Consider the following 17,698-nt stretch of genomic DNA (forward strand, 5'->3'; position numbering starts at 1 on the left):
AAGTTGTGAGCTCAGTAGCAGTCACAAAGAAAAAGAGCGTGGGCGCAGTTATTTGGGACTATTTGACAACTGTTGACCATAAAAAACTTGCGATATTATATTTATTCTCTGGGCTATTATTCTTTGCTATCGCAGGTTTTGAAGCGCTTTTAATGCGTATTCAGTTGATGTATCCAAATAGCGACTTTATTTCAGCCGGTACATTTAACGAGTTATTAACAATGCACGGTACAACAATGCTCTTCTTAGCAGCGACACCGCTTTTATTCGGTTTTATGAACATGATTGTACCATTGCAAATTGGCGCTCGTGACGTAGCGTTTCCATTCCTTAACTCATTAGGATTCTGGTTATTCTTCTTAGGTGCTACATTCTTGCATTTATCATTCTTTATGGGTGGAGCACCAGATGCAGGTTGGACATCATATGCATCATTATCTTTATATTCACCTGGACATGGTATTGACTTCTATGTATTAGGTCTGCAAATTTCAGGTGCAGGTACATTGATTTCTGGAATTAACTTTATTGTAACAATCATTACTATGCGTGCACCTGGTATGACGTTCATGCGCATGCCTTTGTTCACATGGACTACACTTATTTCTAGTATATTGATTTTATTCGCATTCCCACCACTAACAGTAGGATTATTCTTAATGTTAGTAGACCGTATGTTCGATGCTAACTTCTTCGATCATACAATGGGTGGTAACACAATTATTTGGGAGCACTTATTCTGGATTTTCGGTCACCCTGAAGTATATATCTTAGTATTGCCAGCATTCGGTTTATTCTCTGAAATTATTCCGGTATTTGCTCGCAAACGCTTATTCGGATATTCTTCAATGGTATTCGCGACAATCCTAATCGGTTTCTTAGGATTCATGGTTTGGGCTCACCATATGTTTACTGTAGGTCTTGGTGCGACTGCAAACGCAATTTTCGCAATAGCAACAATGGCGATCGCCGTTCCAACAGGTATGAAAGTATTTAACTGGATTTTGACAATTTGGGGCGGTTCTATTAAAGTTACTGTACCAATGATTTACGCATTAGGATTCATCCCATCCTTCGTTGCTGGTGGGGTAACAGGTGTAATGCAGGCAACTGCACCACTTGACTATCAATTACACGACTCTTATTTTATCGTTGCACACTTCCACTACGTAATCGTTGGTGGTATCGTAACGGCTATCTTTGCATCATTCCATTTCTATTGGCCGTTATTATTTAACCGTGCATTAAATGAGAAATTAGGTTATTTAACATTCTGGATCTTCTTTACAGGATTCCATTTAACATTCTTTGTACAACACTTCTTAGGATTAATGGGTATGCCACGCCGTGTATTCACTTATATGGAAGGTCAAGGTTGGGATTTATTCAACTTCATTTCTTCCATTGGTGCGATCATGATGGCAATTGGTGTAGTGCTAATGGTTATTAACATGTTGTCATCTATTAAATCTAAACCATTAAACTGCCGAGATTACTGGGGAGACGGACGTTCTTTAGAATGGGCATTAAAAACGCCTATCCCATTCTATAACTTTAAACAAACTCCACTTATCCGTGGATTTGACCCATATTGGATTGAAAAACAAGAAGGCAATCCTGAAGGTATGACTTATGCTGAACCACTTGGCGACATCCATATGCCAAACAACTCAATTTTACCGCTTATTATGTCAATCGGATTATTCATTGCTGCATTTGGTGCATTATATCATCCAGATGGAGTATCTTGGTCAGTACCAGTAATGGTAATTGGAATTGGTATTACTGTGCTTGCAATGATTATTCGTTCAGTAAAAGATGATTTAGGGTATCACTTACATGCAGAAGAAATTATTGCAATTGAAAATGAGCTTTATGGAAAAGGGGGAAATAAATAATGCTAAATACTAAATTCACCCCTCAAACTTGGCCAGAACATCCGGAACAGGTAACACAAGAAGGTAAAAATAAGTACGTTGGTATTTGGATTTTTATCTGTAGCGATATCGTGCTATTTGCAAGTTTATTCGCAACTTACATCTCTTTAAGAAACAAAGGTCCAGCAGGCATGGAGTTCACATCACAAGAACTTTTTGAATTGCCGCTAGCCTTTGTGATGACGATGCTCCTTTTAACATCATCATTAACTTCTGTATATGCAATGTATCATTTGAAAAACTATAATTTCAAAGGGGTTCAACTTTGGACTGGAGTAACAGTTCTTCTTGGACTTGGCTTCCTTGCCCTTGAAATTTATGAGTTCTATCACTATGTACACATTGGTTTTGGTTATACTCAATCTGCGTTCTCTTCAGCATTCTTTACGCTTGTAGGAACACACGGTCTTCACGTGATTATCGGATTAGTTTGGATGATCTGCTTAATGGTCCGTAATGCTAGACGTGGTCTGAATCTATACAACGCACCTAAATACTATGTAGCGTCCATTTATTGGCACTTTATTGACGTTGTTTGGGTATTTATCTTTACGGTAGTATACCTCATGGGGGTGTTAGGATAATATGAGTCACGATACTGAGATTCAAGGCAGAAACCAAGCCCAATACGAATTTGATCGCAGAAAAGGTGCGCTGCAATTGCGCAAACAAGTGATTAACTTTGCGATCATGATTTTCCTAACGTTTATTGCCTTTGCAACAGTTGTTGCAGATTTTGCACCAACATTTATTAAACCAGTCATCTTATTGCTTGCTGGAATCCAAGTAATATTGCAACTTTATTCCTTCATGCATATGGATGATAAAAATGCTCCATATATTGGTGTTATCTCCACATTCGTGTGGGTAGGAGCAGTAATCGCATTTACATTCTTCTTAGCATTCAATACAATTATATGGTGGTAATAAGAAATGGCTGTCTAGATTTTTAGACAGCCTTTCTTATGTATAGAGCTTTTCAAAAATATCATATTTTCTTCATAAAGTTGCAAGAAATCTTAATATTTCATATTAAAAAAATGTTATAATATCAATAGTACTTTGCACTTTAGATTACTTCTTTGTTAAGGAGCGATATTATGCCTTTAAGTATATTTGGGTTTCAAGCGATGTGGAGCCCATATATGATCGGGACATTGGTATTTGTCATCATTGTTTATTTTTTAGTTACGATTCGTTGGAGAAACGATTTTAAAGAGAGCGAGCCTTTAAAAAAAAAGGAAGCCGTTTATTTTCTTTTAGGAATTATTTTATTATATGTGGTAAAAGGTTCTCCAATTGATTTGATGTCTAATATTACTTTTACAATGCATATGGTTCAAATGGCTTTCTATCTATTATTGCTTCCAATTTTCTTTATTAAAGGAATCCCTTGGTGGATATGGAAAGTAGTTGTGGAATTTCCGGTAGTTGATAAAATTGTGAAAGCATTAACCCATCCAGTTGTCTCCGTTCTTGGGTTTGCATTAGCTTTTTCAGTTTATCATTTACCGATTGTATTTGATAACATTAAAGTAGATGAAACATTGCATGGACTAGCCAGTCTTGCATTGTTCTTATCAGCCTTTTTTATGTATTGGCCGCTTGTCAACGAAGTGCCAGGACAGCGAAAAGTTAAAGGATTATATAAAGTAGGGTATATTATCGCGACTGCTGTTGTAATCACGCCTGCTTGTGCATTGATTATTTTTACAAAAAATCCTGCCTATGCAACATACACTGATGGAGAAGCGTGGTTGAAGGCAATGGCCCTTTGTGTGCCGGATAGAACTTTAGCAAGCATTAATACATCCGTTCAGCTATCAGGTCCGGAACTATTTACGAATCTTTCGCCATTGCGTGATCAGCAATTAGGCGGAGTGTTGATGAAAATTATTCAAGAAATCATTTTAGGTTTTATTTTATACTTTGCCTTCCGTGAATGGTGGAATGATGAGCATAGGTTGTCTGAAGAAGAAATTACAGCGAAGGCATTAAGTGACTTCCAAGAGAAAAAAAGAAACCATAAAGAATAGGGGTATGTGAAGCATGGGTGTACCAATTTTACCAACGATTAGTACAGGATTTATTGTAATTAGCGCAGTTTTAGTGGCAATCGGATGGGGACTAATCATTGCCAGAAAAATTGAGGCGCATAAGAAAGTCATGTTGGCAGCTGGTGCGAGCGCGCTAACCTTTTTCATTATATATGCTTTAAGAACATTGTTTATCGGCAATACGGCTTTTGGCGGTCCTGATAATGTTAAAGTTTATTATACATTCTTCTTAATTTTCCATATTATTTTGGCAACAGTAGGCGGCGTATTAGGACTTATCAGCATTATTACTGGTTTAAAAGATAAGCTCACAACCCACCGTCGTCTTGGACCGATTTCAAGTATAATTTGGTTCTTTACAGCCATCACAGGTGTTATTGTATATTTATTGCTTTATGTAATTTATGAAGGCGGCGAAACAACTTCTGTGATTAAAGCAATTTTAGGAATTTAATTTCTCGAGGCTACTGTTTAGCCTCTTTTTCTTTTTAAACCTAAAAAATAAAAAAAGAGGCTATTCAATTGCCTCCTTTGTAATATAAATTAAATAAAATATAAGTGCATTATGCGACGCCGATTTCAGCTAAATCTTTTTTAATGTTTTCTAAAATGGATTCACATTTTTTTACTAAATGTGCTGGAAATACTTCATCTTCACCGTATTCAACACCATGTGGGTAATAGTATTTGCCGAGAGCAGGTTTCAAGATTTTTAAAGTAGCTGTATTGTTTCCACAGTCTCCAGAAACGGCTGTGCAGAAAACGCGTAAATAGTAACGGCCTTCTTTCACATCAAAACGTTTGTCAAATGTCATACGGTCATAATCCCATCCGCCGTGGCATGTTAAACCGTTTTTTTCCATTACTTCAACAAGTACCGCTTGGTCTACGATTATATCTTCAAGCGTTTTGTTTTCAAAATACATGAATAATCCTCCTTTTGTTACATCGAACAAATTTTTACGCATAATTTTATAATAGAGCAATTTCTTAATAGTTGCAATGACAACATTGTGTCATACAAATTAAATTTAGTATAATGAGACCATTATAGCAAAGGATATGAATTGTATGAAAACGCTCTTTCGAATATTAATTGTCCTTTTTTGTATTGCTATTCTTTATTATTATACATCTGATTCAACTTATGAGCTTGAGCCATTGGAAGGCCCAAATTCGAACTCCTCTGTAATCCCTAAAACCGAAATTCCAAAAGGGGATGAGGATGCATTGCCAAGACCTGAGATGGGCATTTCTACATACATAAATCAAAAAAGCGATAGGATCGTAAAGGATTTTGGCGAGCCAAATCGAATTGACCAAAGCGCCTATGGTTATGAATGGTGGGTTTATAATAATAATCCAAAATCATTCATCATGTTTGGGGTAGAAAATGGAACGATTACTCAAGTGTATACAGCAGGTAGTCATGTGGATGCAACACCGTATAAGATAGGTGAATCGATTGATGAAATTTATCGGATGACGATTGTTAATCCGGAAATAACGGTAAATATTGGAGATAACGTTTATACATTTTCACTGTCGGAATATGATATGCATTCTCGAATTTTAGTAAAATTTGACGGCGTTTTTGCCCAATTATATATCGACCAATTCACAAATACGTTGGTGGGCATTCGATATATGAACAGTGAAACCTTGGTGAAGCATAGACCATATGAGATGAGCTTTGTAGGGGATTTAATTCGGGTGCCGAATTTAAATTCTTATATTTTACAGCAAAGCAATGAAGCCTATTCAAAACAATTATTTGATACGATCAATGTTTTCCGTAACAATAAGGATGTTCCAGTATTGGAATGGGATGTTGAGGCAAGCCTTGCTGCCATGGAACATAGTGAAGAAATGTATACAGAAGATTATTTGTCTCATGATTCGCCTAAATTTGGTTCGCTTAAAGATCGGCTGCAAATGCATTCAATTGTGTATGATGAAGCGGGAGAAAACTTGGCTACAGCTTATTATGATGCCATTGAAGCTGCCCATGGATGGTTTAATTCAGAGGAGCATCGCGATTTGATTTTAAATGAAAAATTCACTCATGTTGGTTCAGGGGTTTTCATCAATTACTATACTCAAATTTTTTTAAAGAAACCTTGATTTAGAAAAATCTTCAAAAAGCGGATTGAGAAAATGGTTGTTTTCCAATTCGCTTTTTTATTTTTTAAGAAATCCCTAACTTGTTGCCCCTGTGTCACATTTTTTTCCTGGGCATATGATATGGGAAAAGGAGTGACACAGTGCAATTAGCAGAGTTATTAAAAGATTGGCCTTGTACGGTGAAAGGCAGCTCCATCCGCATTGAAGTAACTGGTATTGAAGATCATGCCCAGCATGTGAAACCCGGCGATTTATTTATTGTCAGAAAAGGGAAAAAGTTTGATGGGTATGAGTTCATTGATTTAGCCATTCAAAATGGTGCGGTTGGAGTTGTCATTGAAGATGAAAATAAACTCGATCAATTAAAATTACCGGTGCCTCTAATTTGGGTTCCGAACTGTTTAAAGTTTATGTCCTTTAGTGCTGCAAAAATTCATCATTTTCCTGCAGAAGCGCTGCAAGTCATTGCAATAACTGGTACGAATGGAAAAACGACGGTGAGCCATTTTATTGGGCAACTGCTGCAAGCACTACATAAAAAGGTCATGGTAATTGGAACGGTTGGCGTATTTATCAATGGTGAAGAAATTGATTTAGAATACGAACATTTAACAACACTGCAGCCGAAACATTTGCATAAAATCTTGCAGTATGCGGTAAGAAATAGAATACAATATGTGGCACTGGAAGCCTCTTCTATGGGGCTTGCGACTCATCGGCTGGATGATTGCGATATTGATATAGGGGTATTTTTAAATTTAGCGGAAGATCATATTGAAGAACACGGATCCTTTGAAAAATATAAACAATCCAAACAAATTTTAGCCCAGCTGGCAAAAAAGATTATATTAAATGGTGACGATTCATTTTGTCGAACAGTAGGTCTGCAATCGAAAAAGAAAAAGACCTATTTTGGTCTCGGAAATCGCATGAATTACCAATTGCAAGTGTTGGCGGAGGGCATTCAGCATACCACTTGCTGTTTGCAGAGCGATAAAGGCCAAAAGGTGTTTACATTGCCATTTGTGGGAGAATATCAATTGCAAAATGCCATCGCTGCCATTACAACCGTCAGCGAATTAGGCTTCCCAATCGATAAGATTTGTGAAGCGGCAGAACACTTGCATTTGCCAAACGGAAGGCTTGAGCCGGTTCCAAATAATTTAAATTTGTCTATCTACATCGACTATGCCCATACGGAAGCAGCGTTGAGAGCCGTATTAAAAACATTGAAAAAAACAGTGAAAAACGAATTAATTTTAGTATTTAGCTGCGGCGGCGACAGAGATAAACATAAGCGGATAAAAATGGGGGCGGTTGCTTCCAAATATGCAGATATGATTTACTTGACAACTGATAATCCGAGAAGTGAGGATCCAACTTTGATAAATTCTCAAATTGCAGCCGGGTTCCCATCGACTCAAAAATATGAAATGATATTAGATCGGGCAGAAGCTATCGAAAAAGCTATTTTATCTGCTAAAGAAGGGGATACGATCCTTATCGCCGGAAAAGGGCATGAAACGACCCAAACCTTTAAGGACAAGGAAATTTATTTTTCCGATTATGAATGTGTTCAAGCTGTTTTGGCAAATTATCATCAAAATCAATAAAAGCTTCTTAAGGAAGGCGACTAAAGCAAGTATTGAAAATACAAACTTCGCTGAAATTTTGCTATGATAGATATACAGATTGGAGGAAAAAATGATGATGATGACATCAGAATGGGCCTTCATTTTAGATGAAGCTGACGCATTGAGCTCCATGATTCTCAATTCTGAACTCGTTCGCAATTACCGAGAAGCGCACCAAGCGGTTTACAGCGACCGATCGTTAGTTGAGAAGATTGCCGCATTTAATCGATTAAAAGAACAATATGAGGATGTACAACGTTTTGGCAAGTATCATCCTGATTATCATACAATTATGAAAGAAATTCGAAAGCAGAAAAGGGAACTGGATTTAAATGAAAAAGTTGCCAATTTAAAATTTGCTGAAAATGAACTGCAAGATTTGTTGGATGAAATTTGTCTCATTATTGGAAAATCCGTTTCGGAAGCGGTCAAAGTTCCAGTGAGCAACCCATTTTTTGAAACGTCTTGCCACTCCGGCGGCTGCGGATCCGGTGGAAATTGCTCTTGTTCTGCTTAAGAAAAAATCAAACAGGCTGTTTGGAAAGGAATTGCTTTCTGAACAGCCTTATTTCTTAATTTATTCAATATTGGAGGAAGTTATGATTTTAGTAAGTGCATGTTTAGCAGGTTTAAAAGTTCGTTATAATGGCACCGATTGTTTAGATGAAAAAATAGCGAAATTGCTTGAAGAGAAAAAAGCCGTCACGGTTTGTCCAGAAGTGCTTGGAGGATTGCCGATTCCTCGGGAGCCAGCTGAAATCATTGGGGGAGACGGTTTTGATGTGTTAGATGGGAAGGCAAAGGTTGTTTCAAAATCAGGAAAGGATGTAACAGAACATTTTTTAAAGGGAGCCTTAACTACTTTGGAAATCGCTAAGAAAGTGAATGCTACAATTGTCGTGTTGAAAGAAAACAGTCCGTCTTGTGGAAGTACGATGATTTACAATGGAGAGTTTAATGGAGAGAAAAAGGCAGGAGATGGCGTTACTTCTGCGTTGCTGAAACGAAATGGATTTAGAGTGATTTCAGAAGAGGAGTTTTTGAGGGAATTAAATTAAAAAAAGTTTGGACAAATCAAAAAACATCATTTTCTCCAAAGAGAAAATGATGTTTTTTGAGATGTTATTAAAAATTGATTTCCGTTCCGGGGACGCTTTCCGCGGGACCGGATCGAGCCTCCTCTGAGTCATCCCTTCGCTCCTCGTGGTCTCGAAAGGGCTCGTCGCAGGAAAGCTTTGAATTTACTTCCTTGAACTTGCTCCGCTTTGCGACTAAGCGTGCGAGACAAGATTCGCTCCGTCACTCCAATCAATTTTTTATCAAAACTCTTTCAGCTGCACCTATAATTTTTTGTTCATGTCCCAGCCTCTAGGATGAAAAAACTATTTTTCATTTTCATTTTTTTCTGCTTGGCTTTCTATCCAATTTCGTACAAGGGGAACTGCAATATCTGGCCGGTCGGTGATAATGCCTTGTGCACCGTTTTCCAATAATTTTTTCATTTGTTCTTCATCGTCAATTACCCAATAATGGACAGGGATGTTGAATTTGTTCAAGAAAGCAATAAATTTCGGCGAGTCGAGCGTAATTCTTCCATGTTTTTGAGGCAGTTGAAATACGTCGACTTTTGGTTGATATAGATGTCTAAATTGGCTCGTATAAGCGGCAAAGGCTTTTTTTACATCCGTTTCTCCTGCTCCTAAAGCAACTCGATTTTGGGCATATAAATTGAAACGGTCTACTTGTTCGCTATAGAAGCTCGTTACTACTACCCGATTTTCTGCGTGGTATTCTTCTATTAATCTCCATAGTTTCGAAGGCATTAAGCTTCCTTCATAGGTTTCCGGGCTATCCTTAATGTCAATATTTATATACATATTCGGGAATTTTTCAAATAATTCTCTTAACGTCACAATATCTACTTTTTCATTACGGTATGGATAATTTCCTTCTTCGTCTTTATAATGATAAGCAAAATTAAAGGTCTTTAATTCTTCTAATGTAAAGTCTCTTATAGCACCTATCCCATCTGAAGTTCGATCGATGGTCTCATCGTGAAAAGCAACGATTTCTTCGTCTTTTGTAAGGCGTATATCGATTTCAAAGCCATCTACTCCAAGTTCAAATGCTTTATCAAAAGCAATCATAGTATGCTCTGGTGCGAGTTTTGCCCCACCTCTATGAGCTAACACAACAGGAGATTTTTGTAAAACAGCTTTTCCTTCTCGTTTTTGGGGTTTTAAAAAAGCTTTGCTTCCAGCCCATGCGGCCGCACTTGCAGCAGCAATCGCCAGCGCCAATTTTGTTTTTTTTCCCATGTTTGGCCTCCTTTACGAGCTTCTATCTTCTATTTGCAATTGAAAGTCTACTTTACTTGTTTAGCAAAAATTTAGTCCCTTAAAATTGATTATAACGAAAATTGTAGCGTCATGTCACGAATGTTCAGTTGCTATTGATTTTGCGTGTATGGTATCCTTGAAATGAAGAAAAGGGGTAATAAAAATGCAAGAACGCCAAGGGCTAATTGTGTATATTTATCAGTTAAAAAACGCTAAAAGTTTGAGAAAGTTTGGACATGTGCATTATATTTCAAGAAAATTAAAATATGTTGTCCTTTATTGTAATCGAGATGAAATTTCTTATATAAAAAATAAAATACAACGCCTTCCTTTTGTGAAAGACGTTGTGGAATCTTATTTGCCGTTTGTAAAAAATGAGTTTGAAAATAGCAAATCGAAGAAAGAAAAAGAAGAATTTGATTATCGAATTGGACTTTAATTAATCGAGCGGTGGAATTAAGCGGTTCATTCGCAATACGCCGATTAAATGTTGATAGAATAAAATGGTTTCAGCATAGTAACAGGAGTGTTTTATATCCATTGGAACTGCTTCTTTGCCGATTTCTTTTAATGCTTCCTCAAATAGCTCTAGCCGCTTAGATGGTTTTTCTGGTGTGTAAGGAATTCCTTCGCGGCATATGTATATCGGCATAAAATTGCTGTCGCCAACGGGTTCAAAGGCTACTGCCGGGGAAGCGTACGCTTGATTTCCTTTATAAGATATAAATAAAAAGGCGTTATGGAATCTTTTTTTATTGGTGCGAATCAATTCACAAAGCTCATAAATATCTCCATAACCTTGTCCTAGTTCGACAAATTGTTGAGTCATTTTTTTATCATCCTTTCTTTTTCATATATTAACATGGTTAAAGGTGGTTTGCCCATGAAATATATCGTGTCTTTTTTTAGTGTGCTCGTTCTGCTGATTGGCGGCGTACTCTTTTTTCAATATCAAGTTTTTTCTAATCAAGAAGAAAGTGAATTAGAAGAGTTTACTTATAATCAAGAAATTGATGTCGTGTTAAGGGGAGATAGTTTAGATATCCGCCACCACTTAAAAAATCTACCAAATCAAACGGTTTATATCAACTGGCCCGAACAAGCCCAAAACCCTGATTGTTTTATCGAAAAAGAAAATAGCTGCAAACGGTTAAGTGACGATTATTCCAAATTTGAAAAAAGCGATATTCAAACTCAATCCATATCATACATAATCCCATTACAAGGCGGATTAAAATCCAGCCAGCTGCTGAAAAATATTTTTGTTACATTAGAAAATGGAATTGTATCTCATACAACAGTGCATGTTACAACTGACCAATCTGTGAATGGAACATGGATTACAGGATTGCCTTTAGTCGGCCAACAATCTTTATCGTTAGTCAACTATACGATGTTTAGCGGCACTGGTCCAGTCTATGAATTGTATTATCAAGCTGGAGAGCTGTATCATCGAGAAAAAGATGACTTAATTTCGATTTATTCACCAAATCCAATTCAGGATGATTTAATGAAACAATTTGATGAAATAAAATTCATGAATGATGAACATATTGCTGTTGTACTTAACTCTAGCCTTGATTCGCAAGGAAGCCGCATTTTGTTTACGAATCAGTCAACTGTTGAAGCCATGAAGGAAGATATATTTTTAACGCAATTAAACATGAAGTATCAGTTTGAAAATGTGCCAAATTGGTTAAGAGAAGTATTAGCTTCATTTTTAACTAATAGCGAAATTGGCGGAGAGAAAGCAAAAGAAATGACAGTGACGCTAAAAAATCGGATGACGGAATCCCAACTTAAACTTTGGAATGAAAAATTGCAGGAGTTGGAAGGCAAAAAAATTGATGCAGCCACTTTAGATCAACTGTTAAGCGAAGTGTTCGGCAACCATACACAATATTTTGAGGCAAATGCTTCAGCGGATGGAGTCTATCCATTATTGTTTAATGATACACGGGATGTGTATGTCAATACCAACTTAGTGAAAGATGTTGAAGTCATTTTTAAAGATGGGCAAGTGCTCTATTCGGCTGATTCATTATTAAAACATCTTGGATATGAAACGAAGATTGGAGAAAATGGCTTTTATGTGGACAATGATGCAAGACAATTCCGCTTCCCGATTGACCACGGCTTTTATGTTTATAATCAAAGACGATACAATACGGTTTCTCAACCAATAAAAATCGTTTCAGGGAAGTATTACATCGAAGAGTCTTGGCTGCAAAAATTATTCCTTGTAGAAGTGGACAAAAAGAAAGACACTATTTCCATTCATACACTTGAATTAAAATAATGAAAGAAAGATTGGTGAGAAAAATGAGGGTAGTTGCCGGAGAAAGAAAGGGGACGCCGCTTAAAGCGATTGCTGGCACTACTACAAGGCCAACTGCAGATAAAGTAAAAGAATCAATTTTTAATATGATTGGCCCTTTTTTTGAAGGAGGGATTGTATTAGATTTATTTGCAGGAAGTGGCGGTCTGGGAATCGAAGCGCTAAGCAGAGGAGCGGAAAGAGCTATCTTCATTGAAAAAGATCGAAAGGCATTTCAAATTTTAAAAGAAAATATACAAAAATGCCGTTATGAAGAGATGGCTGAATTGTATTGTACGGATGCCAATCGTGCTGTGAAGGCGCTTTTAAAAAGGGATATACAAATCGATTATTTATTTGTCGATCCACCTTATAAAAAGTTGGAATACTACAATTTTGTATCCCTTCTTGCAGAAGGCGGAAAGCTGTCTCAAGATGCCATCATCGTTTGTGAACATTCATCGGAGACTCATTTGTCACAAGAATTCGGACCATATGTCTTAGTCCGAGAAGAAACTTACGGAAATACGAATATTTCAATTTATCGAAAACATTAGGGAGAGAGAAACATTGTCTGAAAAAGTTGCAGTCGTACCTGGAAGTTTTGATCCGATTACCAATGGACATCTAGATATTATTAAACGAGCAGCAGATATATTTGATGTTGTGTATGTGGCGGCATTACAAAATTCTTCTAAAAAACCGCTATTTACGATTGATGAAAGAATTGAATTGATTAAAAAAGTAACGAAGGATATTCCGAATGTCCGTGTGGAAAGTTCTTCAGGATTATTGGTGGAATATGCTAAATCCAGAAATGCCGTTGCAATTGTGCGAGGGTTGCGGGCGGTTTCAGACTTTGAATATGAAATGCAAATTACATCGATGAATCGTTTTTTGGAAGAATCCATTGAAACATTTTTCATCATGACAAAAAATCAATATTCTTTCTTAAGTTCAAGTATTGTGAAGGAAGTTGCCCGCTATGGGGGAAGTGTCAAGGGGCTTGTGCCTTGCATAGTAGAAGAAGCATTGAAAAAAAAATTTCAACAATAATAGAAACTCGGCAGTGATGATGCCGAGTTTTTCCTTTTTCAAGTTTTATAAAAATAAGATAAAATATAACAACGGAATGATGAATGACATCAAAATTCTTATTAAAATATATGGTTTAAGCGAAATGTTTTCGCTTTTGGCAATCACTGCCACTTGCATATGAATGCTTAAACTTTGTGTAGATAAAAAAATGGTTAAAAGCAGCGGAAGCAAAATAGGTTCACTTTCAAAAAAATTATATGAAATTTGGAGTCCATTTGTCATTTCTAAAGATGCTGCTGTCAGTAGTAGCAAATATGTATGTACGTTTGGAACAATGGTTTGGATTGTATACATCACAACTGTATAAATCGTTGTGAAAAAGATGATGGTCGAACCAACGACAAGAACTGTAGGAATGCTGTCTTTGATGCTGGAAATAAACGGGTTTTCGTTTTGTTTAGGGTTGTCTAATTGAGCCATTTGATGAGGATTAGAACGGTTATAAAAGTAATATACAAGCAAAATCATGATTGAAATGGTATGATACAATATTAAATATTGCCAACTGAAACGGGTATTGTGCAATAAGTCATGTCCAACGAATCCTAATACGAATAATGGGCTTGGACTATGACAAATACTTAAAAGACCGTTTGCTTCCTGTTTAGAAATTTGCTTTGTCCTTTTTAAATAAACAATCGTCGCAGCTCCCGTAGGAAATCCGCCGAGAGCGCTAATTCCATAAGTTTTTAAATATAATTTGAATTTCGATAAGGAATTGGGCTTTTCTGGTGTCAAGCGAATAAACCATTGTGTTAAAATCAAATACGGCAATAAGTATGGGAATAAAGCTTCCAAGAAAAGTTTGAGTCCAAGATCGGCCCCTTTGTGTGCAATTCCTGGAAAGAGTAATAATAAACAAATCAGTGCGATACATACGAAAAGGTATACTAGTGGAATAAGCCATCAACTCTTTTCAACTAATGTTTTTCTATGATTCACAATGATTGAAGTGCTAAACTAATATATGCATGTTTGATTTTATTTATTTAGCTTTTTTGGCTGAACTAGGGGTGATTTAACCTTTGAAGCGTTTACTATTGATGATATTGATGATGCTGGGGACATTTTTTTTATTTTTTTATCAGTTGGATTACTATATTATGAAACCTGGAAGCGCCTATGATGTAAGCAAGTTTGTTACTGTGGAAAATGGGGATTTGGACGATGAAGGGACATTTAGTTTAATGACCGTTGCCATGAGCCAAGCCACTCCTTTAACGTATCTGATTGCAAAATTTAGCGAGCATGAAGAGCTTATGAAGAAGGAAGATATTCATCAAAAGGAAGAAGATGAACAGGAGTATAATATTCGCCAGTTGAAGCTGATGAAGGATTCACAATTTAATGCCATTTATGTTGCTTATAATAAGGCAGGGCTTCCTTATACGGTTGATTACAACGGCATCACCGTTTTAAATGTTTTAGCCGGCGGGGCAAGTGACGGAATATTGGAGCCGGGAGATAGAATTGAAGAAATCGATGGAACCGTCATTAAAAAAGCAGAGGATTTAGTGCATGTGCTAGAAACAAAAAAAGAGGATGATGTAGTTCAATTAGTAATTCAAAGGGATGAAAAATTGTTGGACCGCACCATGACATTGAAGGAAATCCCTGATAGCGGTGGGAAAATTGGTTTAGGTATTACATACGCTGAAAATAAAACGATTCAAACGGATCCAAAAATCAAAATTAACTCGAAAGATATCGGCGGTCCATCAGCGGGACTCATGTTTACCCTCGAAATTCTCAACCAGCTTTTGGATGAAGATATAACAAAAGGATATTTAGTGGCAGGCACCGGTGAAATGCATGAAGACGGCACAGTCGGCCGAATCGGGGGCATTGAAAAGAAAGTGGTGGCTGCCCATAGGGATGGAATGGAAATTTTCTTTGCACCTGATGATGAAATTTCAGAAGAAGTCAAAAAGAAAAATCCTGAAATCCTCTCCAATTATGAAGCAGCCGTGAAAACGGCGAACAAAATAAATACCGACATGAAAATCGTGCCGGTAAAAACAATTGATGATGCGTTAAATTATTTAAAGAATTTACCTGAAAAAGAAAAAACTTCATAATCGAATTGGCGGAGTTTGATAATCTCCGTCAATTTTTTTATTTGAATAATATTCAACCCCTAAAGCATATATCTCGGATGCGCGTATATCGATTTGCAGCATCGAATCTTTCGCTTGGGCAACTCGGCTGATTAGAGGCAATTCAAATTGCTTTTTGTGTTCTGATAAATAAGCTTGCCCTTTCTTTGTCATTCCTAGCAAACGAATATAGGAAGGCGTTTTGAATTGATGCAATTCTTCTTTCGTAATGCCGGTGAAGATGTGGGTAAGCATTCTTTGCAGCCTTGTCCATGTATATCGTTTTGATTTAATGCCGGACATAAATTGTGAAAAATTTTCGCTCTGTTTGGCATGTTTTATAAGGGCATATTCTATTCCTTCTGAAACGTCGGCAAAGGCTGTTAAGCTTTCTGGACGGTAGCGCATAATGGCATATCTTAAAAGCGGCCAAAATGCTTCCCAATCCACAAAATGCTTATACTGCTGTTGCCATTCTGCCAGCTCATTGAATGTGGATTGTGGAACATAAGCAGAAATTGCATGAATAGTTCCCTTTTGAAAGAGTTCTCTCCTTATGCCTGTTGCACTGGCTATGGATGAAGCCTTGTTGACGGAATCGTGATAATTGGCTTGGACTCGTTGAATGGTCACTGGCTGAATGGATAAGTTGTATTTTTTTGCGGCAGCTATATAGTGATAGCCGAGAATATTATTCGGCTTGGATAAGTCGATATAGGTTTGATGTTTTTTTTGTTTTAAATGTTCGTATGCATAATACAAACTTTGCGGATAACTGATTCCGGTTGAGACAAACTTTTTTATAAGGCCATTATATTCTTCAAAATGCTCTTCAATTAAGTTGAAAGTATTAAGAAAAGGCTCAATTTTCCCTTCTTCGCTGCCAAAAGCGAAGACGTCGCATTTCAGCGAATCAAGTAGAAAAATCGCCCCTTCTGCAAACATAGGAGCATTGGCTGTGCTGAAAACATAGGGCAATTCAACAACAAGATCCACGCCGTTTGCTAAAGCCATTTTTGTCCGATGCCATTTGGAAACGAGGGCCGGTTCTCCCCTTTGGAGAAAGGGGCCGCTCATCACCGCGATAACAACATCTGCGTTTGTAATGCTTTTTGACTGGGTAACATGATAATAATGTCCATTATGGAATGGATTATATTCCACAACGATTCCGACTGCTTTCATTGTATGCCCCTTTCCAAATATTTCAGTTCTTCATAAGTTTATACTGAATTATAGTATCGTTTTTGTAAAGTGACAAGGAAATATCTTGACATCTAATTTATCACATTATATAATCATCATTGTTGTCTTGGGGTGATTCGTGAATGAAATGGTCTATTCATCAACTATCTAAGTATCGCCATACTGGCATGCCGATTGATACAGTTGTCGAGTTGGATGACGTGAAAAAGCGAAATAGTGATATTCGCGAGATTTCACCCGTTCATATAAAAGGTCACTGTACTATCGGAAATTCACAAATGACTTGTCATTTAAACTTAACAGCGACCTTAACTCTTCCATGTGCTCGCACGTGGGAAAATGTTGAATTTCCTATTGAAGTGGATACGGTTGAAGTCTTCAATTGGGCTGATCCGGAACTTCGTGGGAATGATGATGAGGATATCCATTACACAGATGGAGAAGTCATCGATTTAACACCAGTCTTAGAAGAATTGATCCTCCTTGAGATACCGATGCAAGTATTCAAAGAAGGTACTGAAGGTACAATAAAAGGTGGAAAAGACTGGAGTTATTATACAGATGAAGAATTAAGTCAACAAAATGACGAACCAAAAGTGGATCCAAGACTTGCTGGATTAGCCAAGTTTTTTGATCAAAAAGATGAATAAACCTACAAGGAGGTGCCAATCATGGCTGTACCATTTAGAAGAACTTCTAAAACTGCAAAAAGAAAACGCCGTACTCATTTCAAATTATCAGTACCTGGTATGGTAAATTGCCCAAATTGCGGTGAACCAACTTTATCTCACCATGTTTGCAAATCTTGCGGACATTACAAAGGTAAAGAAGTAGTAAGCAAATAATAAAGCGTATATCGTTTACGCTCTGACCAAAAAGACTATTAGAGT

Annotated in this window: 21 protein-coding genes; 16 read left to right on the forward strand and 5 right to left on the reverse strand. The window is 37.0% G+C overall.

The features are described 5' to 3' along the window. Positions 1–5: 5 nt before the first annotated feature. The 5 genes from DKZ56_RS06425 to DKZ56_RS06445 all read left to right on the forward strand — a co-directional run bounded on the left by DKZ56_RS06425 (position 6) and on the right by DKZ56_RS06445 (position 4,448). Positions 6–1,898 carry a cytochrome c oxidase subunit I gene (locus DKZ56_RS06425; protein WP_208651907.1) on the forward strand — a complete coding sequence of 631 codons (1,893 nt, stop codon included), beginning with the start codon at positions 6–8 and terminating at the stop codon, positions 1,896–1,898. After that, complete coding sequence (locus DKZ56_RS06430) at positions 1,895–2,521, forward strand: cytochrome (ubi)quinol oxidase subunit III (protein WP_208652185.1); 627 nt, start codon at positions 1,895–1,897, stop codon at positions 2,519–2,521. The genes DKZ56_RS06425 and DKZ56_RS06430 overlap by 4 nt, the downstream gene beginning before the upstream one ends. 1 nt (position 2,522) lies before the next feature. Beyond that, complete coding sequence (locus DKZ56_RS06435; RefSeq protein ID WP_208651908.1) at positions 2,523–2,864, forward strand: cytochrome C oxidase subunit IV family protein; 342 nt, start codon at positions 2,523–2,525, stop codon at positions 2,862–2,864. Positions 2,865–3,037: 173 nt separating this feature from the next. Continuing rightward, positions 3,038–3,973, forward strand: a complete 936-nt coding sequence (ctaG, locus tag DKZ56_RS06440) for a cytochrome c oxidase assembly factor CtaG (protein WP_208651909.1) — start codon at positions 3,038–3,040, stop codon at positions 3,971–3,973. A gap of 13 nt (positions 3,974–3,986) precedes the next feature. Beyond that, positions 3,987–4,448 (forward strand): DUF420 domain-containing protein, encoded by a 462-nt coding sequence (locus tag DKZ56_RS06445; protein WP_208651910.1) that lies wholly within the window; start codon positions 3,987–3,989, stop codon positions 4,446–4,448. A gap of 109 nt (positions 4,449–4,557) precedes the next feature. On the opposite strand, the gene DKZ56_RS06450 is transcribed toward DKZ56_RS06445, so the two are convergent. Continuing rightward, the gene (locus tag DKZ56_RS06450; RefSeq protein WP_208651911.1) at positions 4,558–4,920 is read right to left on the reverse strand and encodes a YugN family protein; all 363 of its coding nucleotides are present in this window, start codon (positions 4,918–4,920) and stop codon (positions 4,558–4,560) included. A 145-nt stretch (positions 4,921–5,065) separates the two neighbouring features. Here DKZ56_RS06450 and DKZ56_RS06455 point away from each other — a divergent pair, with 145 nt between their 5' ends. The 4 genes from DKZ56_RS06455 (at position 5,066) to DKZ56_RS06470 (ending at position 8,810) form a co-directional block, all read left to right on the forward strand. Then, positions 5,066–6,118 (forward strand): CAP domain-containing protein, encoded by a 1,053-nt coding sequence (locus DKZ56_RS06455; protein ID WP_208651912.1) that lies wholly within the window; start codon positions 5,066–5,068, stop codon positions 6,116–6,118. Positions 6,119–6,258: 140 nt separating this feature from the next. After that, positions 6,259–7,731, forward strand: a complete 1,473-nt coding sequence (locus DKZ56_RS06460) for a UDP-N-acetylmuramoyl-L-alanyl-D-glutamate--2,6-diaminopimelate ligase (RefSeq protein WP_208651913.1) — start codon at positions 6,259–6,261, stop codon at positions 7,729–7,731. Positions 7,732–7,825: 94 nt separating this feature from the next. After that, on the forward strand, positions 7,826–8,269 hold the full coding sequence (locus DKZ56_RS06465) for a YlbF/YmcA family competence regulator (RefSeq protein ID WP_208651914.1): 444 nt from the start codon (positions 7,826–7,828) through the stop codon (positions 8,267–8,269). 82 nt (positions 8,270–8,351) lie between these two features. After that, on the forward strand, positions 8,352–8,810 hold the full coding sequence (locus DKZ56_RS06470; RefSeq protein WP_208651915.1) for a 2-thiouracil desulfurase family protein: 459 nt from the start codon (positions 8,352–8,354) through the stop codon (positions 8,808–8,810). Positions 8,811–9,134: 324 nt separating this feature from the next. On the opposite strand, the gene DKZ56_RS06475 is transcribed toward DKZ56_RS06470, so the two are convergent. Then, complete coding sequence (locus DKZ56_RS06475; RefSeq protein WP_208651916.1) at positions 9,135–10,070, reverse strand: glycerophosphodiester phosphodiesterase family protein; 936 nt, start codon at positions 10,068–10,070, stop codon at positions 9,135–9,137. A 184-nt stretch (positions 10,071–10,254) separates the two neighbouring features. Between DKZ56_RS06475 and DKZ56_RS06480 the strand changes: the two genes are divergently transcribed. After that, positions 10,255–10,530, forward strand: a complete 276-nt coding sequence (locus DKZ56_RS06480) for a YlbG family protein (protein WP_208651917.1) — start codon at positions 10,255–10,257, stop codon at positions 10,528–10,530. On the opposite strand, the gene DKZ56_RS06485 is transcribed toward DKZ56_RS06480, so the two are convergent. Continuing rightward, on the reverse strand, positions 10,531–10,920 hold the full coding sequence (locus tag DKZ56_RS06485; protein WP_208651918.1) for a DUF7147 family protein: 390 nt from the start codon (positions 10,918–10,920) through the stop codon (positions 10,531–10,533). A 54-nt stretch (positions 10,921–10,974) separates the two neighbouring features. On the opposite strand from DKZ56_RS06485, the gene DKZ56_RS06490 reads away from it, so the two are divergent. Genes DKZ56_RS06490 through coaD form a run of 3 tightly spaced genes read left to right on the forward strand, consistent with a single transcriptional unit; the run spans position 10,975 to position 13,464 of the window. Further along, the gene (locus DKZ56_RS06490; RefSeq protein ID WP_208651919.1) at positions 10,975–12,390 is read left to right on the forward strand and encodes an RNA polymerase II; all 1,416 of its coding nucleotides are present in this window, start codon (positions 10,975–10,977) and stop codon (positions 12,388–12,390) included. Then, positions 12,390–12,965, forward strand: coding sequence for a 16S rRNA (guanine(966)-N(2))-methyltransferase RsmD (rsmD, locus tag DKZ56_RS06495; protein ID WP_390261016.1), 576 nt, complete (start codon positions 12,390–12,392; stop codon positions 12,963–12,965). The genes DKZ56_RS06490 and rsmD overlap by 1 nt, the downstream gene beginning before the upstream one ends. Before the next feature lie 13 nt (positions 12,966–12,978). Further along, on the forward strand, positions 12,979–13,464 hold the full coding sequence (gene coaD, locus DKZ56_RS06500; RefSeq protein WP_208651921.1) for a pantetheine-phosphate adenylyltransferase: 486 nt from the start codon (positions 12,979–12,981) through the stop codon (positions 13,462–13,464). 45 nt (positions 13,465–13,509) lie between these two features. On the opposite strand, the gene DKZ56_RS06505 is transcribed toward coaD, so the two are convergent. Further along, positions 13,510–14,304, reverse strand: a complete 795-nt coding sequence (locus DKZ56_RS06505; protein ID WP_208651922.1) for a hypothetical protein — start codon at positions 14,302–14,304, stop codon at positions 13,510–13,512. A gap of 227 nt (positions 14,305–14,531) precedes the next feature. Here DKZ56_RS06505 and DKZ56_RS06510 point away from each other — a divergent pair, with 227 nt between their 5' ends. Beyond that, complete coding sequence (locus DKZ56_RS06510; protein WP_245989608.1) at positions 14,532–15,584, forward strand: SepM family pheromone-processing serine protease; 1,053 nt, start codon at positions 14,532–14,534, stop codon at positions 15,582–15,584. Here DKZ56_RS06510 and DKZ56_RS06515 read toward each other — a convergent pair. After that, positions 15,579–16,787 carry a nucleotidyltransferase gene (locus DKZ56_RS06515; protein WP_208651923.1) on the reverse strand — a complete coding sequence of 403 codons (1,209 nt, stop codon included), beginning with the start codon at positions 16,785–16,787 and terminating at the stop codon, positions 15,579–15,581. The genes DKZ56_RS06510 and DKZ56_RS06515 overlap by 6 nt on opposite strands. Before the next feature lie 143 nt (positions 16,788–16,930). Here DKZ56_RS06515 and DKZ56_RS06520 point away from each other — a divergent pair, with 143 nt between their 5' ends. Together DKZ56_RS06520 and rpmF are read left to right on the forward strand one after the other, a co-directional pair. Beyond that, on the forward strand, positions 16,931–17,458 hold the full coding sequence (locus DKZ56_RS06520) for a YceD family protein (protein ID WP_208651924.1): 528 nt from the start codon (positions 16,931–16,933) through the stop codon (positions 17,456–17,458). Between the two features lie 21 nt (positions 17,459–17,479). Continuing rightward, positions 17,480–17,653, forward strand: coding sequence for a 50S ribosomal protein L32 (gene rpmF, locus DKZ56_RS06525; protein ID WP_208651925.1), 174 nt, complete (start codon positions 17,480–17,482; stop codon positions 17,651–17,653). The last annotated feature ends 45 nt before the right edge of the window (positions 17,654–17,698 follow it).

The organism is Ureibacillus thermophilus, from assembly GCF_004331915.1.
GTDB lineage: Bacteria > Bacillota > Bacilli > Bacillales_A > Planococcaceae > Ureibacillus > Ureibacillus thermophilus.

Excerpts from the sequence above, each read along its gene's own strand:
- DKZ56_RS06435 (WP_208651908.1), top strand. The coding sequence starts at position 2,523 with ATGAGTCACGATACTGAGATTCAAGGCAGAAACCAAGCCCAATACGAA.
- ctaG (WP_208651909.1), top strand. The coding sequence starts at position 3,038 with ATGCCTTTAAGTATATTTGGGTTTCAAGCGATGTGGAGCCCATATATG.
- DKZ56_RS06445 (WP_208651910.1), top strand. The coding sequence starts at position 3,987 with ATGGGTGTACCAATTTTACCAACGATTAGTACAGGATTTATTGTAATT.
- DKZ56_RS06450 (WP_208651911.1), bottom strand. The coding sequence starts at position 4,920 with ATGTATTTTGAAAACAAAACGCTTGAAGATATAATCGTAGACCAAGCG.
- DKZ56_RS06455 (WP_208651912.1), top strand. The coding sequence starts at position 5,066 with ATGAAAACGCTCTTTCGAATATTAATTGTCCTTTTTTGTATTGCTATT.
- DKZ56_RS06465 (WP_208651914.1), top strand. The coding sequence starts at position 7,826 with ATGATGATGACATCAGAATGGGCCTTCATTTTAGATGAAGCTGACGCA.
- DKZ56_RS06470 (WP_208651915.1), top strand. The coding sequence starts at position 8,352 with ATGATTTTAGTAAGTGCATGTTTAGCAGGTTTAAAAGTTCGTTATAAT.
- DKZ56_RS06475 (WP_208651916.1), bottom strand. The coding sequence starts at position 10,070 with ATGGGAAAAAAAACAAAATTGGCGCTGGCGATTGCTGCTGCAAGTGCG.
- DKZ56_RS06480 (WP_208651917.1), top strand. The coding sequence starts at position 10,255 with ATGCAAGAACGCCAAGGGCTAATTGTGTATATTTATCAGTTAAAAAAC.
- DKZ56_RS06485 (WP_208651918.1), bottom strand. The coding sequence starts at position 10,920 with ATGACTCAACAATTTGTCGAACTAGGACAAGGTTATGGAGATATTTAT.
- DKZ56_RS06490 (WP_208651919.1), top strand. The coding sequence starts at position 10,975 with ATGAAATATATCGTGTCTTTTTTTAGTGTGCTCGTTCTGCTGATTGGC.
- rsmD (WP_390261016.1), top strand. The coding sequence starts at position 12,390 with ATGAAAGAAAGATTGGTGAGAAAAATGAGGGTAGTTGCCGGAGAAAGA.
- DKZ56_RS06515 (WP_208651923.1), bottom strand. The coding sequence starts at position 16,787 with ATGAAAGCAGTCGGAATCGTTGTGGAATATAATCCATTCCATAATGGA.
- DKZ56_RS06520 (WP_208651924.1), top strand. The coding sequence starts at position 16,931 with ATGAAATGGTCTATTCATCAACTATCTAAGTATCGCCATACTGGCATG.
- rpmF (WP_208651925.1), top strand. The coding sequence starts at position 17,480 with ATGGCTGTACCATTTAGAAGAACTTCTAAAACTGCAAAAAGAAAACGC.